Genomic DNA, 14,987 nt, shown 5'->3' with positions numbered 1-14,987 from the left:
ATTTTCGCTGCTGCGCTTTATACCGATGGCTCTGCCACCGGTTCCGGCGTTTACGCCGGCAGAATCGTTTCACCCGCAAACAGCTGCTTGACCTGTTCGCGCGCGCGAACCACATGCGCCTGTGTACCATCCACCATCACCTCGGCGGCGCGCGCACGCGTGTTGTAGTTCGAGCTCATCACGAAGCCGTACGCGCCGGCCGAGCGGATCGCGAGCAGATCGCCGGGTTCGACCGCGAGCAGCCGTTCGCGCCCGAGCCAGTCGCCGCTTTCGCAGACCGGGCCGACCACGTCGTACACGTGCGCGGGCACAGCGCGCTTCACGACCGGCTCGATTGCGTGATACGCGTCGTACATCGCGGGGCGCGCGAGATCGTTCATCGCCGCGTCGACGATCGCAAAATTCTTGTCCTCACCCGGCTTGAGGAACTCGAGACGTGTGAGCAGCACGCCCGCATTGCCGACCAGCGAGCGGCCCGGCTCGAAATAGACTTCGCGGTGACCGTGACCGCGCGCTTCGATGCGATCGAGCACCATGCGCACGAACTCGCCGATTTCCGGCGGCGTTTCGTCGTCGTAGCTGATGCCGAGACCGCCACCGACATCGATATGGCGAATCGTCACGCCGTCCTGCTCGATCCGCTCGACGAGTTCCAGCATCTTGTCGATCGCGTCGAGATAGGGCGCGACTTCGGTGATCTGCGAGCCGATATGGCAGTCGACGCCGACCACCTCGAGATTCGCCATCGCTGCCGCCGCCTGGTAGGTGGCGCGCGCATCTTCGAACGCGACGCCGAACTTGTTCGTCTTCAGGCCGGTGGAAATGTACGGATGCGTTTTCGCGTCGACGTCGGGATTCACACGAAGCGACACCGGCGCCTTCTTGCCCATCTCGCCCGCCACCGCATTGAGCCGGTCGAGCTCGGGAATCGATTCCACGTTGAAGCATTTGACACCGGCCGCGAGCGCCTCGCGCATTTCGTTCGCCTGCTTGCCGACGCCCGAAAACACAGTGTTTTCGGCTTTACCGCCGGCCGCGAGCACGCGCGCGAGCTCGCCGCCCGACACGATGTCGAAGCCCGCGCCGAGGCGCGCGAACACGTTCAGCACCGCGAGGTTGCTGTTGGCCTTGACGGCCACGTGCACGCTCGCGCGACGTCCGGCGCAGGCGCCGGCATAGGCGTTCCACGCAGCGCTCAGCGCGGCGCGCGAATAGACGTACAGCGGCGTGCCGAACTGCTCGGCGAGGGAAACGGCGGACACGCCTTCGACGTGCAATACGCCGTCGACGTAGTCAAATGCTGATCGAGTCATGCGAAAGTCTTATTGAGCGGAAGGGGCGGCAGAGGCGGGCAGCGGCACAGCGGGAGCCGATGCCGCCGAAGCGGGCGGCGTGGTGAGCTGGTCTTCGGGAGCGAGCGTGAGCGGTGTGCCCGAGGTGTCGGGGATCGAATCCATGTCGGCCGCGCTGCCGCTAGCGGGTTGCGTTTGATCGGTCGACGGCGTTTGCGTGCGGTGAGCCGGCGGCGCAGGCATCGGCGGTACGGTCGGCAGATACAGCGAGCCGCGTTGGCCGCAGCCGGTGAGCGCGCAACCTGCGAGAATGGCTATTACCGCTACAATCGCGCGGCCGGGCGCTGCCGCGCGCATCCGAGTTACGACTCGCATGACTGTCCCTGAATAAATAATCGATGGAGTTTAGCATGTCCGATAGTGATTACCTGACCCGTGCGGAAGCCGTGCTGGCCGCCATCGAGAGCGCGCTCGACGACACCGACGCCGACATCGAGCTCGAGCGCAGCGGCAACGTTCTGACGCTCGAATTCGAGAACCGCACGAAGATCATCGTCAACCTTCAGCCGCCGATGAGCGAGATCTGGATCGCGGCGAAGGCCGGTGGTTTCCACTTCCGTTTCGTCGACGGCGAATGGCGCGACACGCGCAGCGGCTCGGAGTTTTTTGCGGCGCTGTCGGAGTATGCGACGCAGCAGGCTGGCGAGCCGGTGCGGATCGCCGCGCAATAAGTGCGAAGCGCTGTCGAAACAGCACCGCCGCGTATCGAACGCGGCGGTTTTTTCTTTCTAGCGGGACGTCGACGCGGCCTCAGTGCCCGCGGAACAGATTCATGATGTCCTGCTTTTCCTGCTCGCCCACCTGCTCCGGCGCGGCGGCTGCGGCGCTCGCCTCGGCGTCGAGCGTCGCCTGACTGACGCCGACCGTCGCGACGAAACCGTGGCCCGGCGTGAATTCGTCGAAATAAAGCTCCGAGCCGATTTCGCTTACGTCGTCGGGGCGTGGCATCTTGTATTCGGGCACACCCTTCAGTGCGCGTCCCATGTACTCGATCCACACAGGCAACGCCAGGCCGCCGCCAGTTTCCCTGTCGCCGAGGCTGCGCGGATTGTCGTAGCCGATCCACGCGATCGCGGTGAGCGTGTGCTGATAGCCGGCGAACCACGCGTCACGGGAATCGTTGGTCGTGCCGGTCTTGCCTGCCAGATCGGTTCGCTTGAGCACGTTGCTCTTCGCCCCGGTGCCGCGCTGGGCGACGCTTTGCAGCAGGCTGTTCATCACGTAGGCGTTGCGCGGTTCGATCGCGAACGGCGCGCTTTGCCCGGCCACGAGCGGCTGCGCGTGCGCGACGACGATGCCGCGCTGATCGGTGACCTCCGCGATCAGATACGGATTGATCCGGTAGCCGCCGTTGGCGAATACCGAGAACGCGCCCGCCATCTGCAGCGGCGTCACGAGGCCCGCGCCAAGCGCCATCGGCAAATAGGCGGGGTGGCGCTCCGCGTCGAAGCCGAAGCGCGTGATGTATTGCTGCGCGTACTTCGGGCCGATCTGGTTGAGGATGCGAATCGACACGAGGTTCTTCGATTTCTGCAGCGCGGTGCGCATCGTCATCGGACCGTCGAAACCGCCGCCGTAGTTTTTCGGCTCCCATGCCTGGCCGCCGGTTTCCGCCGCGCTGAAAAAGAGCGGCGCGTCGTTGATGATCGTGGCGGGCCCGAGGCCCTTTTCGAGCGACGCCGAATAGATGAACGGCTTGAAGCTCGAGCCCGGCTGACGCCAGGCCTGCGTCACGTGATTGAACTTGTTCTTGTTGAAGTCGAAGCCGCCGACCAGCGAGCGGATCGCACCGTCCTGCGGCACCACTGAGACGAACGCGCCTTCCACCTGCGGCAATTGCGTGATCGACCAGTTGCCGTCATCGTTCTTCACGAGCCGCACGATGGCGCCGGGCCGGATGCGCTGATTCGGTTGCGCGCGGGGGCCGAGCGCGAACTGCGCGAAGCGCAGGCCGTCGCCCTCGATCGTCGCGACATTGCCGTCGATGAACGCCGCCTGCACCTGCTTCGGACTCGCCGCCGTGACGACGGCCGCAATGATTTCGCCGTTGTCGGGATGTTCGAGCAGCGCTTCGTCGATCGCCTGCTCGCGCCCGTCGGCGTCCGCCGGCAGATCGATGAACGCCTCCGGGCCGCGATAGCCGTGGCGGCGCTCGTAGTCCATCAAGCCTTTGCGAACCGCATGATAGGCGACGTCCTGGTCGGCCGAATCGATCGTGGTCACGACGTTCAGGCCGCGCGTGTACGCCTCTTCGCGATACTGCGCGTACATCATCTGCCGCACCATTTCCGCGACATATTCCGCGTGCACGCTGTATTCCTTGCCCATGCCCTTCACGACGAGTCGCTGCCGGCTTGCCTCGTCGTACTGCTCCGGGGTGATGTAGTGCAACTCGTACATGCGCTGCAGGATGTACTCCTGACGCACCTTCGCGCGTTTCGGATTGACGACCGGGTTATAGGCGGATGGCGCCTTCGGCAGACCGGCGAGCATCGCCGATTCGGCGAGCGTCAGGTCCTTCAGATCCTTGCCGAAGTACACGCGCGCCGCGCTCGCGAAACCGTACGCGCGCTGACCGAGATAGATCTGATTCATGTACACCTCGAGAATCTGATCCTTGCTCAGCTTCGATTCGATCTTGTACGCGAGCAGCATCTCGTAGATCTTGCGCGTGTAGGTCTTCTCGCTGGACAGGAAGAAGTTGCGCGCGACCTGCATCGTGATCGTGCTCGCGCCTTGCGTCGCATGACCGTTAGTCAGCGCGACCAAGCCGGCCCGCGCGATGCCGGTGAGATCGACGCCACCGTGCTCGTAGAAGCGCGCGTCCTCGATCGCGAGGATCGCTTTCTTCAGGCTGTCGGGCACGTCCTGGATATGCACGATGTCGCGCCGCTCTTCGCCGAATTCGCCGATCAGCACATGGTCGGCCGTATAGATTCGCAGCGGCACCTTGGGCTGGTAGTCGGTCAATGCATCGAGCGACGGCAGGTTCGGCGTTGCGACGACGAGCGCGTAGCCGAGCAGCAGCGCCACGCACACGATGCCCGCCACGATCAACCCGACCAGGCCGAGGATGAGCTTCAGCCACAACGGACGTTTGCGCTTTTTCGGCGCGGGGGGCGGGGACGTAGGAGACGTGGCTTGCATAGGAATACCGGAAAAACAGTCCCGCGATTATAGCCGCCAAGATTTTTCTGCTTTCGACAAGCTTACGAATGACGTGCAATCAGCGCACGCCGGGCCGCGCGGCAATGACTTCGCTGTAGTCCCAACTGTAGTCGCTTTGATGTCGCTCGGGGCGGCTCGAATCCGCGTTAGCCTTTCGGCCGAATGTCGTTAGGACGTGCGTCTGCCGACAATGATCCCTCGTTACTCGCGTTCGAATGGTTCGTCGCGTGAGTCAGAGGGAGGAAGTGATGGTCAATAAAAAATCGTGGCTTCAGGCGGTGCGGGCGGGCCGGCAGCGTTTCGCCGCCGGCATCGATGTGAGTTCGCAAAACGTGCGTCTGGTGGTACTGAGTCAACGCGCACGGGGCGCGCTACATCTCGAATACATGAGCACGGTGCCGCTCGCGGCCGGCGCGATGGCGGGCACTGAGATCGTCGACCGGCAGGCCGTCGGGCGCGCGTTGCGCGATGCGTTCGCCGATTTGCCGCGCGTATGCGCGACTCACGTGCTGCGTTGCGCGATGGCCGTGCCCGCGTCGGCCACGCTGACGACGACAGTGCCGCTCACCCGGCTCGCCGCGCAAAGCGACTGCGACGAGGAGGACGGCGGCGTTGCGCTCGCCGGACTCGCACCCGCGGTAATGGGAGAGGCGGAGCGCATCGCCGGGCTCGAGCGTCATGCGCTGGCGGTCGACTGGTACGTCGACGAGACGCGATCGCCGGTGCGCTCGGTGAAGATCGCCGCGACCGCGCGTCAGCATCTCGAAGCTCGAATCGAATCTGCGGCGACCGCGGGCATTTCACTCTCCGCGATCGATGGCGAGCCGCACGCCGCATTACGCGCACTGCGCTACGCAGCGAGCCGCGAGCTCGACCCGAACGAGCCGTATGCGGCGGTGTGGGTCGGTACGGACGGTGTGTACGGCTGGAGCGTCGTCGATGGCGCGAGCGTCGGCGAGATGCGCTATCCGGCGCCCGAGCATACCGATCTCGCCGACGCGTTGCGCGATCTCGTGCAGGGCGGCGAGGTCGACTGCGCGCTGATCGGCGGCGACATCGGCCTGCTCGACGGCGTGGGCTTTTCGCTCGCCGATATGGGCGATGTGCTTGGCTGCTCGGTGTTGCCGTTCGAGTGCGCGCTGCTCGCCAGCCACGCGCGGACGCTCGACGACGCGTTGCTGCATGAGCCGGCTGGCGCGGTCGCTTTTGGGCTCGCGTTGCGCGGGGTGCTGGAATGACGGGCGGTCTGTCGGTTTCGTCGGGCGTGGCCGCGAGTTCTGAGCGGTCCGATCTGCGAGCCGCTGTGCCGTGGCTCGGCGGCTTCAATCTGCTCCCATACCGCCAACGCAATGCGCGAGTTGCTCGGCGCCGCTGTATGCGTGACTGGGCTGTGGCGGCTTGCGTCGGCGCCGCGGGCGTGTTGCTCGTCGCGGGCTGGCAGACCGTCGCCGCAGCACGGCTTGATGCGCAGCGCGCGGCCGCCGGGCAGGCGCTAGCGCGGCTTGCCACGCCGCTCGCCGAGCACGCGGAGCTGTCGCGGGCCGCGCAGGAGCAGCACAAAGCCGCGGCGCGCGCCGCGGACCTCGCGACGCCGCTCGCGCATCTGCGCGATCTGCTCGAAGCGCTGAGCTTCGAGCCCGACGATCGCGTCGTATTGCGGCAGTTGCGCCAGCGCGACGACGAGACCGAATTGCTGGCGACTTCGAGCGGCCATCTCGCGTCGGCTGAGTGGCTCAAGCGGCTCGGCGCGATACACGGCGTGCGGGGCGCGGAAATGCGCGAACTGCGTCGGCCGCAGGGAAAGGGCGGCGCGTCGACGGAACATGCGATCGGCGGGCCGGTGGAGTTCGACGCGCGCCTGCGCTGGGGCGATCCGACGCCCAAAGCGACGCGCGCGTTGAAGGCTGCACGACAGGGAGGTACACGATGAGCACGACTTTTCTCGAGCCGGGCGGCGCGGCGCACGTGTGCGCCGGTTTATCGCGCTGGGTCAAGCGGGCGCGTCTGCCGCTCGAGGCTTGGAGCCGGCGCCGTCGCTGGTTCGTCGCGGTGACGATTGCCGCGCTCGTGTTCGGCCTCGGCGAGTACGTCTGGAACGCGTACGATCTCGCCGGACTGGAAGCGAGCCGCGCGGCGCTCGCGCTCAGCACGCAGCGTCTCGCGGATGCGCGGCGCGCGCTCGCGCAGCTGCCGTCGCTGCGCCGCGCGGCGGACGCGGTGCCGGCCACGGCGTCGACCGCTGTGTCGTGGAATTCCGCCGACGACGTCCGCATCGTCTCCGAGCTCGCCACGCAGAGCGGCGTCGCGTTGCTCGCGGTGGAACCGGGCACGGCGAGCGGGGAGGGCGTCGAGCGGATGCGCGCGCTGCAACTCACCGCGCGAACGGACTTCGTTCACCTGATGGCTTTCTTCCATGGGCTCGCGCAATTGCCGGTGCTGATGGTTCCCGGCGACGTGACCGTCAAGCAGGACGGCAAAGGGCTCGCGGTGGCCGCGACGTTGCAGGTGTACGACGCGCTGCGGCCGGCGCCCGAGACAGCGCTGACGAGCGCCGGCGCGAGCCGTGAGTTCGACGAGGCCGCCAACGATGACGACGAAGATGTCGTTTTCTTCGATCCGTTTGCGAAGCCGCCGATCTCCGCGAGCGGCGGGCCGGGCGATGCTTCGCAGTTGCGCCTTGTCGGCGTCCTGCGCGATCGCACCCGCGGGCTTGCGTTACTCGAAACGCCGGATGGCACAACGACGGTCGCGGCCGGGCAGCAACTGGGCGTCGAGCGGCTCACGCAGCTCGACGCGCTCGGCATTACGCTCGCGAATGGCGGCGCGTCCCGCATCCTGATGCTGACGGAGGCGTCATGATGCGCCCGCTCGAACGACGGAGCGCGGCGACGTTGGGTGCCGGACGTGAGATCCGCGTCGGCTTCGGGCTGTGTTTTGGACTCTACGTCGCTGCGACGCTGGGCGCCGGTGTCGCGCGGGCATCGACGCCACCGCTGTTGCCGCCGTTGCCGACTTACGCGGCGCTCGACGACCGCGCCGCACCGGCCAATACCGCGCAAGAGATAGCGCCGCTGCCGAGCGGCGGCATCGGCCAGGCGGTGAATCCGTTCGGCGACGTTTCTACGCAAAACGCGGCCCAGGATCCGGACGCCGTCCAGGCGAGCGCGCGTTCAGCGATAGCGCCCGACGCTTCCCCGGACGAAGTCGCCAACGGGCCGATACCGCCGCCGTCGCTAAAGCAAACCGGCACCCCGGCTCGCGACGACAGCGCCGGCACGCCGAGTCTCGAAGGCCCACCGGTCCCGCTGCCGCCGCCGTTGCGCCTCGCCGACTCATCGGCCAGTGCGGACTCGGGCCTTCCCGCGGGCAACAAGCCGATCTCGTTGAACTTCCAGCGCGCGGAACTCGGCGCGGTACTGAAAGCCTTCGCCGAATTCACCGGCCTGAACATCGTCGCCAGCGACAAAGTGCGTGGCGCCGTGTCGATACGTCTCGACAAGGTGCCGTGGCGCACCGCGTTCGACACGCTGCTCGACGTCAACAATCTGTCGATGGAGCGCCACGGCAACGTAATCTGGGTCGCGCCCGCCGCCGAGCTGGCCGCGCGCGGACGTCAGCGCTTCGAAGCCCACGCGCGCGCCGCGGACCTCGAGCCGCTCGCGAGCCGCACGTTCGAGCTGCATTACGCGCACGCCGAGGACGTGCGCCGCCTGTTGACCGGTTCCGGCACCCAGCGCGTGCTGTCCAAACGCGGCGCAGTCACTGCGGATCCGCGCACCAACCTGCTGTTCGTCACCGACCTCGCGGGGCGGCTCGAGCAGATCGCGGCGCTGATCGCGTCCGTCGATCGTCCGACCCGCCAGGTGCTGATCGAGGCTCAGATCGTCGAAGGCGACCAGGGTTTTTCACGCAATCTCGGCGTGCGGCTGTCGCTCGCCGGCACGAGCGCGGACGGTACGTCGAGGGGGCTGACGGGAGGAACGGACGGCTCCGTGTACGATCTGTCGGCCCGTCCGATCTCCGGATTCGATGCCGCGACCGCCGGCCTGACGCTGTTCGCGGCGCGCGCGACACGGCTGCTGAATCTCGAACTCTCGGCGCTCGAGTCCGAGGGGCATGGGAAAATCGTGTCGAGTCCGAGAGTCGTCACCGCAGACCGGATGAAGGCGATCGTCGAGCAGGGCACCGAGCTGCCGTATCAGGCGAAGGTCGGGCAGGGCGTATCGGGCGTGCAGTTTCGCCGCGCGACCCTCAAACTGGAGGTCGAGCCGCAGATCATGCCGGATGGCCGCGTGGTGCTGGATCTCGACGTCGCGAAGGACAGCGTCGGCGAACAGACCGACGCCGGCCCCGCGATCAACACCAAGCACGTGCAAACGCGCGTCGAGGTCGAGGATGGTGGTACGGTGTCGATCGGCGGAATTTACGAGACCGACGACCGGGACGACGTCGCGCGGGTGCCCATCCTGGGCAAAATACCGATTCTCGGCGCGTTGTTCCGCCATCGGACTCATCGCGACACGCGCAGCGAACTGGCTGTTTTCATCACACCGCGCGTGGTGCGGGAAAATTAGGGCACATGGGTCAGGCGCGCCGCCGTTCGCCGGCGGCGCCCAGGCTCGACAAGGCAGCCGCTTTGCCAGTAAGCTGCGGCACGAACTACACCGGATTAGCCAGAGGACACCGTTGCAAGCGCGGGACGCACACGCCAATGTTTTTTTCGTAGGGCTCATGGGGGCAGGAAAAACCACTGTGGGTCGGGCGGTTGCGCGCCGTCTCGAGCGCCCGTTCTTCGATTCCGACCATGAAATCGAGGCGCGCACGGGCGCGCGCATTCCCGTGATCTTCGAACTGGAGGGCGAAGCGGGCTTTCGCGATCGGGAAGCGAACGTGATCTCCGAGCTGACCGGGCGCGACAAGATCGTGCTCGCGACTGGCGGCGGTGCGGTGCTGCGGCCGGAAAACCGCGAAGCGTTGAAAAGCCGCGGCCTGGTGATCTATCTGCGCGCCAATCCGCATGACCTGTGGCTTCGCACGCGGCGGGACAAGAATCGCCCGCTGCTGCAAACGGAAGACCCCAAGGCGCGTCTCGAAGCGCTCTATGAAGTACGCGACCCGCTGTACCGCGAATGCGCGCACTTCGTGATCGAAACCGGTCGGCCCTCGGTCAATGGGCTCGTCAACATGGTTCTGATGCAGCTCGAGATGGCCGGCGTCGCCAAACATCCTGCGTCATAATGGACCGTATGATTACCGTCAACGTCGAACTGGGCGAGCGCGCCTACCCCATCCACATCGGTGCCGAGCTGATCGGGCAGACTGAGCTGTTCGAGCCGCATATCGCCGGCAACTCGGTCACGATCGTCACCAATACCACCGTCGATCCCCTCTATGGCGACAAGCTGCGCGCGGCGCTTGCGCCGCTGAACAAGCAGGTCTCCACGGTCGTTTTGCCGGACGGCGAAGCGCACAAGAATCTGCACACGCTGAACCTGATCTTCGACGCGCTGCTCGGCTCGCGCGCCGATCGCAAGACCACGCTGATCGCGCTCGGCGGAGGCGTGATCGGCGACATGACCGGATTTGCCGCCGCCTGCTACATGCGCGGTGTGCCGTTCATCCAGGTGCCGACCACGTTGCTGTCGCAGGTGGATTCGTCGGTCGGCGGCAAGACCGGCATCAATCATCCGCTTGGCAAAAACATGATCGGCGCGTTCTACCAGCCGCAGGCGGTGATTGCTGACATCAGCGCGTTGCGTACGTTGCCCGAGCGCGAACTCGCAGCGGGCATCGCTGAGGTCATCAAGACGGGGGCGATCGCCGACGCCGGTTTCTTCGCCTGGATCGAAGCCCATATCGAGGCTTTGAACCGCTGCGAACCGGACGCGTTGACCGAGGCTGTCAAGCGCTCGTGCGAGATCAAGGCGTCCGTGGTGGCGCAGGACGAGCGCGAAGGTGGTCTACGCGCAATCCTCAACTTCGGCCACACGTTCGGCCACGCGATCGAAGCCGGGCTCGGCTATGGCGAGTGGCTGCACGGGGAGGCGGTCGGCTGCGGAATGGTGATGGCGGCGGATCTATCCGTGCGCCTCGGCCATCTGGACGAAGCGTCGCGCAAGCGGCTCGTCGATGTGGTGGTTGCCGCGCATTTGCCCACTCGTGCTCCCGCGCTAGGCGCGGATCGCTATGTCGAGCTGATGCAGATCGACAAGAAAGCGGAAGCCGGCGCGATCAAGTTCATTGTGCTGAAGCGTTTCGGCGAGACACTGATTACCCAGGCGCCCGACGCCGACGTGCATGCGACGCTGGCCGCCGCCGTCTAGATCCACCACGGCCCTGCAGCTACGCTTTACGCACTCGCGTCACGAGGCGCCGCCCATGTTTCGGAGAACCCGGTGACTGACAGGCGCAGCGACGATACCCAGCATGACCCGAGCGCGCGCGCAGCCGCCGGGAATGGCGCCATCGCCGCGGATACCGCTGCCGCCGTCGCCACACCCGCCGTCGCCGCGCCGACCCAGCAGGCGCTCGAAGCGCATCTCGCGCCGTACGCCGCGCATTCGAGCCAGTCACGCGGGCGTCGCTATGCGGAACCGCCGCCGAGCGCGCGCACCGAGTTTCAGCGCGACCGCGACCGCATCGTCCACTCGACCGCATTCCGGCGGCTCGAATACAAGACTCAGGTATTCGTCAATCACGAGGGCGACCTGTTTCGCACGCGGCTCACCCATAGCCTCGAAGTTGCGCAGATTGCGCGCTCGGTCGCGCGCAATCTGCGCGTCAACGAAGATCTAGTCGAAGCGATTTCACTGGCGCACGATCTCGGCCATACGCCGTTCGGCCATGCCGGCCAGGATGCGTTGAACGAATGCATGCGCGAGCATGGCGGCTTCGAGCACAATCTGCAGAGCCTCGTGGTCGTCGACGAACTAGAAGAGCATTACGGAGCGTTCAATGGCCTGAACCTGTGCTTCGAGACGCGCGAAGGCATTCTCAAGCATTGCTCGCGCGACAACGCGCGCCGGCTCGGCGCATTGGGCGAGCGCTTTCTCGAAGGACGGCAACCGTCGCTCGAAGCGCAGATCGCCAACGTCGCCGACGAAATCGCATACAACAATCATGACGTCGACGACGGATTGCGCTCCGGGCTGCTGTCGCTCGAGCAGCTCGCCGAAGTGGAGCTCTGGCAGACGCACTGCGAGGCGGCGCGCGGCGACTACCCGCAGATCGAAGGGCGTCGGCTGATTCACGAGACGGTGCGGCGCGTGATCAACACGCTGATCGTCGATTTGATCGAGACGACGCGGGCCAATCTCGCGCGCTACGCGCCCGCATCGCTCGACGACGTGCGCGCGGCGCCACCGCTCGTCGCGCACAGCGATGCAATCGCCGCGCAGGCGGCGGCGCTCAAGCGCTTTCTGTTCCGGAACATGTACCGGCACTATCGCGTGATGCGCATGGCCAACAAGGCGCGCCGCGTCGTGGTCGGCCTGTTCGACGCGTTCACCGACGACCCTCGGCTGCTGCCACCGGACTATCAGTCCGCCGATGCGGCGCGCCAGCCGCGTTTGATCGCACATTACATCGCGGGAATGACCGATCGCTATGCGCTGAAGGAGTATCGGCGGCTGTTCGTGATCGACGACAACTAGTCGCTCGCGGCTAGGCGCGTGCGAAGGCGCGGCAAAGGGGTACTGGCCGGTCTTGCGGGAACCTGAAGCGCCCGTCGAACCCTTGCCAGCACCATCGAGCCGCGCAAGCCCGCGTCAACGCGAGCGGGATGCGAGCAGCGCCCCCGCCACTAGCGCAAGCCCGCCGACGATCGCGATCGTCTGCCACGGATTTTCATGCACGTAGTGATCGGCGTCGGACATTGCGACGCCCGCGCGGTCGCGCATTGCGTCACGCGTGTCGTTCAGCCGCTCGCGCGCGGCGTCCAGCTGTTTGCGCAGCTTGCCGCGCAGGGCCACGGCATCGGCCTGCGTGCCGTCGGACAAGGTCGATTCGAGTTCCGACAGCAGGGTGCGCAACTCGACCGCGATATCTTCGGCCGCATGGCGGCTATGGCGAGCAATGCGCCGGGCGCGGCGACTCGCGCTGGTCCAGGATTCGCCGAGGGCGTCTCGTGTATTTGGAAGTGCTGTCATGGTCGCTCCGTCGATGAGTTGAAAGGCCCCGCGCATCGTCGCGCGGACACGCTATGCGCAGACGCAGTATCACGTTGCAGCGTAGGAATCGCCATCTGAACGCAACTTCGATGCCAAGCGCTGCATCGCCCGGAACGCTGCACCCGTGCGGCTCGCGTCAGAAAGGCGAACTCATCTCATGGCCTGATTTTGCAGATCGGCGCGCCGAATCCGCGTCAAATTTACAAACGCTCATGCGCGTGAGCCTGTCATCCCGTGCAATTGAGACGCCAAATGAAAACGCCGTCATCGGCTCGATGACGGCGTTTCCCAAGGGCGAAAATTCGACTACCCTAATTCAAGCCACCCGATCTCGCGAGGCGTTAGAAACGGTAACCGACGTTGACGTAGGTGACGATCGGGTTCAGCTTGATCTTGGTTTGCGATTGCACGGTCAGCGTGCCGACCGGCGTGGTCGACGCCGAACTGAGCTTTGCGGTCGTGCTGAGCGGCAAGTACGAGATCGACACGCCGGCAAACCAGTGCTGATTGAAGGCGTACGTGAAGCCCGCATTAAACACGGGTTCCCACGAACTATCCGTCGACACGCTGGTCGGACCATGCAGAACATTGGCTTCGAATGCGCTGTTGGAAATCTCTGCGCTGGTGAACCAGACGCGGCTTACACCGACACCGAGATACGGTCGGAACGAAGCGGTCGGCGCGTTGAAGTAGTACTTGAAAAGCAGAGTCGGGCTCCACTGTTTGGCCTGCCCGAGCTTGCCGAACTGCTCGAAGCTTCCCGTGCCGTACAGGTCGAAAGTAGGGGGGACGCCAATGACGAATTCGGTTGCGATGTGGTCCGTGACGAAATAGCCGGCGGTGAAACCGATGGTATCGGCCGAACTCAGCGAGGCCCCGGTGTTGGATTCGGTGATGTTGGTCGGGCTACCGCCAATGCTGGTCACTCTCAGCGGGTCGCTGCTCGATTGGGGCGCCAGATGGAACCAGCCCGTCGTGAAGTAAAAGGTGCCGGCCGATTGCGCGTGCGCTGCCGTGTTCATGCAGGCTAGCACCGCCATCCCCGTTACGGCCTGTTTTAATTTCATATGTGCTCCTCCAAAAAAGGCCCGCTCATTATGACCACAACGTTTGAAACAAACCATACGCGGCGGTTAGAGTTTTCTCCCTAAGCGCCGCGTGGTTTCTGGCTTGGCCGCATGGCGCCGAACCCTGCGCCCATGCGGCTCTTCGGACCTTCGGGTATATACCAACGCGACTATTGGACACTCCAGCATGGCACGGCTTGCACGTCTTTATGTCCCCGACCAGCCGCAGCACGTCATCCTCCGCGGGCTCGACCAGCAGCCCGCCTTCGTCGACGACCAGGACTACGAGCTTTTCATCGACTGTCTGAAGGCGGCTTCCCGGGACCATCACCTCTCCATCCACGCTTACGCCTTGATGCCGGGCGCCGTCCAACTGCTCGTCACGCCCACCGAGGAGTCGAGCCTGCCCAAGGCGATGCAGGCTGTCGGGCGGCGCTACGTCGCGCACTTCAACCGGCGCTATGCGCGTCGCGGCACCTTGTGGGAAGGCCGTTACCGCGCCACGGTGATCGAAGGTGAGCGCTACTTCCTGCTGGCGAGCCGGGTCGTCGAAATGTGTCCGGTGCGCTTGCAACTGGTCAACGCGGCCGAAGATTACCGCTGGTCGAGCTATCGTCATCACATCGGCCTTACGCTCGACAGCCTGATCACGGATCACCCTCTCTATTGGTCGCTCGGCAACACGCCGTTCGAGCGACAGCGCGCTTATCGCGAACTGTGCGAGCAGCCGCTCGACGAGCGCGAGGCAAGCCAGCTCCAGCAGGCCACGTTGAAAGGCTGGGTGCTGGGCAGCGATACCTACCGCGAATGGGCGGCACGCGCCGCGAACCGGCGTGTGTCGCCGCTGCCGCGTGGCCGGCCTCGCAAGGTTCGCGAGACGCCGCATACCCAGTGAGCCGACGGCGAGGCGGCACGCTGGCATTGTCGGCCGAGTTGCGTTGATTCGGAAAAGCAAGCTTTACATCGAGGGTTGCATGAAGGCGGCATTTCGTATGCCGTTTTCTTTTGTCCATAAATTGATATGGCACCAATAAAAATTACCCGCAATGCACCAATTTGATAATCGGGTCCAGATCACTACGTTTTATTTGCTATTTCATTGATTCGTCGCGTATATTCCGATTTCCGATGCTTTTCGTCCGGCGCAGTACTGCTGTCAGAACGGCGCCGTCGTGGTTGCGAAGCGCACTGCGGCAAAAAAACAATGGTTTAACGGCCTGTCCGGCCCCCTC

At 65.2% G+C, this 14,987-nt stretch carries 14 protein-coding genes; 9 read left to right on the top strand and 5 right to left on the bottom strand.

The features are described from left to right. Positions 1-50: 50 nt before the first annotated feature. Together lysA and lptM are read right to left on the bottom strand one after the other, a co-directional pair. Positions 51-1,313: a diaminopimelate decarboxylase gene (lysA, locus tag BJG93_RS15100; RefSeq protein ID WP_027199061.1), complete on the bottom strand. Its 1,263-nt coding sequence runs from the start codon at positions 1,311-1,313 to the stop codon at positions 51-53. Positions 1,314-1,322: 9 nt separating this feature from the next. Then, entirely contained in the window at positions 1,323-1,667 is a 345-nt protein-coding gene (lptM, locus tag BJG93_RS15095) for an LPS translocon maturation chaperone LptM (protein WP_027199060.1), read from the bottom strand. 35 nt (positions 1,668-1,702) lie between these two features. Between lptM and cyaY the strand changes: the two genes are divergently transcribed. After that, positions 1,703-2,023, top strand: a complete 321-nt coding sequence (gene cyaY / locus BJG93_RS15090; RefSeq protein WP_027199059.1) for an iron donor protein CyaY — start codon at positions 1,703-1,705, stop codon at positions 2,021-2,023. A gap of 79 nt (positions 2,024-2,102) precedes the next feature. Here the strand turns inward: cyaY and BJG93_RS15085 are convergent, their stop codons facing one another. Beyond that, entirely contained in the window at positions 2,103-4,499 is a 2,397-nt protein-coding gene (locus tag BJG93_RS15085) for a penicillin-binding protein 1A (RefSeq protein WP_027199058.1), read from the bottom strand. A gap of 269 nt (positions 4,500-4,768) precedes the next feature. Between BJG93_RS15085 and pilM the strand changes: the two genes are divergently transcribed. The 7 genes from pilM (at position 4,769) to BJG93_RS15050 (ending at position 12,172) form a co-directional block, all read left to right on the top strand. Beyond that, positions 4,769-5,758: a type IV pilus biogenesis protein PilM gene (gene pilM, locus BJG93_RS15080; RefSeq protein WP_027199057.1), complete on the top strand. Its 990-nt coding sequence runs from the start codon at positions 4,769-4,771 to the stop codon at positions 5,756-5,758. A 137-nt stretch (positions 5,759-5,895) separates the two neighbouring features. Then, positions 5,896-6,450: a fimbrial assembly protein gene (locus BJG93_RS15075; RefSeq protein WP_322786954.1), complete on the top strand. Its 555-nt coding sequence runs from the start codon at positions 5,896-5,898 to the stop codon at positions 6,448-6,450. Continuing rightward, entirely contained in the window at positions 6,447-7,379 is a 933-nt protein-coding gene (locus BJG93_RS15070) for a hypothetical protein (RefSeq protein ID WP_071336577.1), read from the top strand. Before BJG93_RS15075 ends, BJG93_RS15070 begins: the two co-directional genes overlap by 4 nt. Beyond that, positions 7,376-9,094, top strand: coding sequence for a type IV pilus secretin PilQ (pilQ, locus tag BJG93_RS15065; RefSeq protein WP_027199055.1), 1,719 nt, complete (start codon positions 7,376-7,378; stop codon positions 9,092-9,094). Before BJG93_RS15070 ends, pilQ begins: the two co-directional genes overlap by 4 nt. A 112-nt stretch (positions 9,095-9,206) precedes the next feature. Beyond that, entirely contained in the window at positions 9,207-9,758 is a 552-nt protein-coding gene (locus tag BJG93_RS15060; protein ID WP_027199054.1) for a shikimate kinase, read from the top strand. Beyond that, complete coding sequence (aroB, locus tag BJG93_RS15055; protein WP_027199053.1) at positions 9,758-10,843, top strand: 3-dehydroquinate synthase; 1,086 nt, start codon at positions 9,758-9,760, stop codon at positions 10,841-10,843. The genes BJG93_RS15060 and aroB overlap by 1 nt, the downstream gene beginning before the upstream one ends. Before the next feature lie 141 nt (positions 10,844-10,984). Beyond that, positions 10,985-12,172 (top strand): deoxyguanosinetriphosphate triphosphohydrolase, encoded by a 1,188-nt coding sequence (locus tag BJG93_RS15050; RefSeq protein ID WP_051374488.1) that lies wholly within the window; start codon positions 10,985-10,987, stop codon positions 12,170-12,172. 114 nt (positions 12,173-12,286) lie between these two features. On the opposite strand, the gene BJG93_RS15045 is transcribed toward BJG93_RS15050, so the two are convergent. Then, complete coding sequence (locus BJG93_RS15045; RefSeq protein ID WP_027199051.1) at positions 12,287-12,667, bottom strand: DUF883 family protein; 381 nt, start codon at positions 12,665-12,667, stop codon at positions 12,287-12,289. A 362-nt stretch (positions 12,668-13,029) separates the two neighbouring features. After that, on the bottom strand, positions 13,030-13,755 hold the full coding sequence (locus BJG93_RS15040; RefSeq protein ID WP_027199050.1) for an OmpW/AlkL family protein: 726 nt from the start codon (positions 13,753-13,755) through the stop codon (positions 13,030-13,032). 187 nt (positions 13,756-13,942) lie between these two features. On the opposite strand from BJG93_RS15040, the gene BJG93_RS15035 reads away from it, so the two are divergent. Beyond that, the gene (locus tag BJG93_RS15035) at positions 13,943-14,650 is read left to right on the top strand and encodes a transposase (RefSeq protein ID WP_013090727.1); all 708 of its coding nucleotides are present in this window, start codon (positions 13,943-13,945) and stop codon (positions 14,648-14,650) included. Positions 14,651-14,987 lie beyond the last annotated feature (337 nt).

Origin of the sequence: Paraburkholderia sprentiae WSM5005 (assembly GCF_001865575.2) — a bacterium.
In the GTDB taxonomy this organism is placed as follows: domain Bacteria; phylum Pseudomonadota; class Gammaproteobacteria; order Burkholderiales; family Burkholderiaceae; genus Paraburkholderia; species Paraburkholderia sprentiae.
The sequence above is the reverse complement of the archived record's forward strand: the minus strand, read 5'-3'. Positions and strand labels throughout refer to the sequence as shown.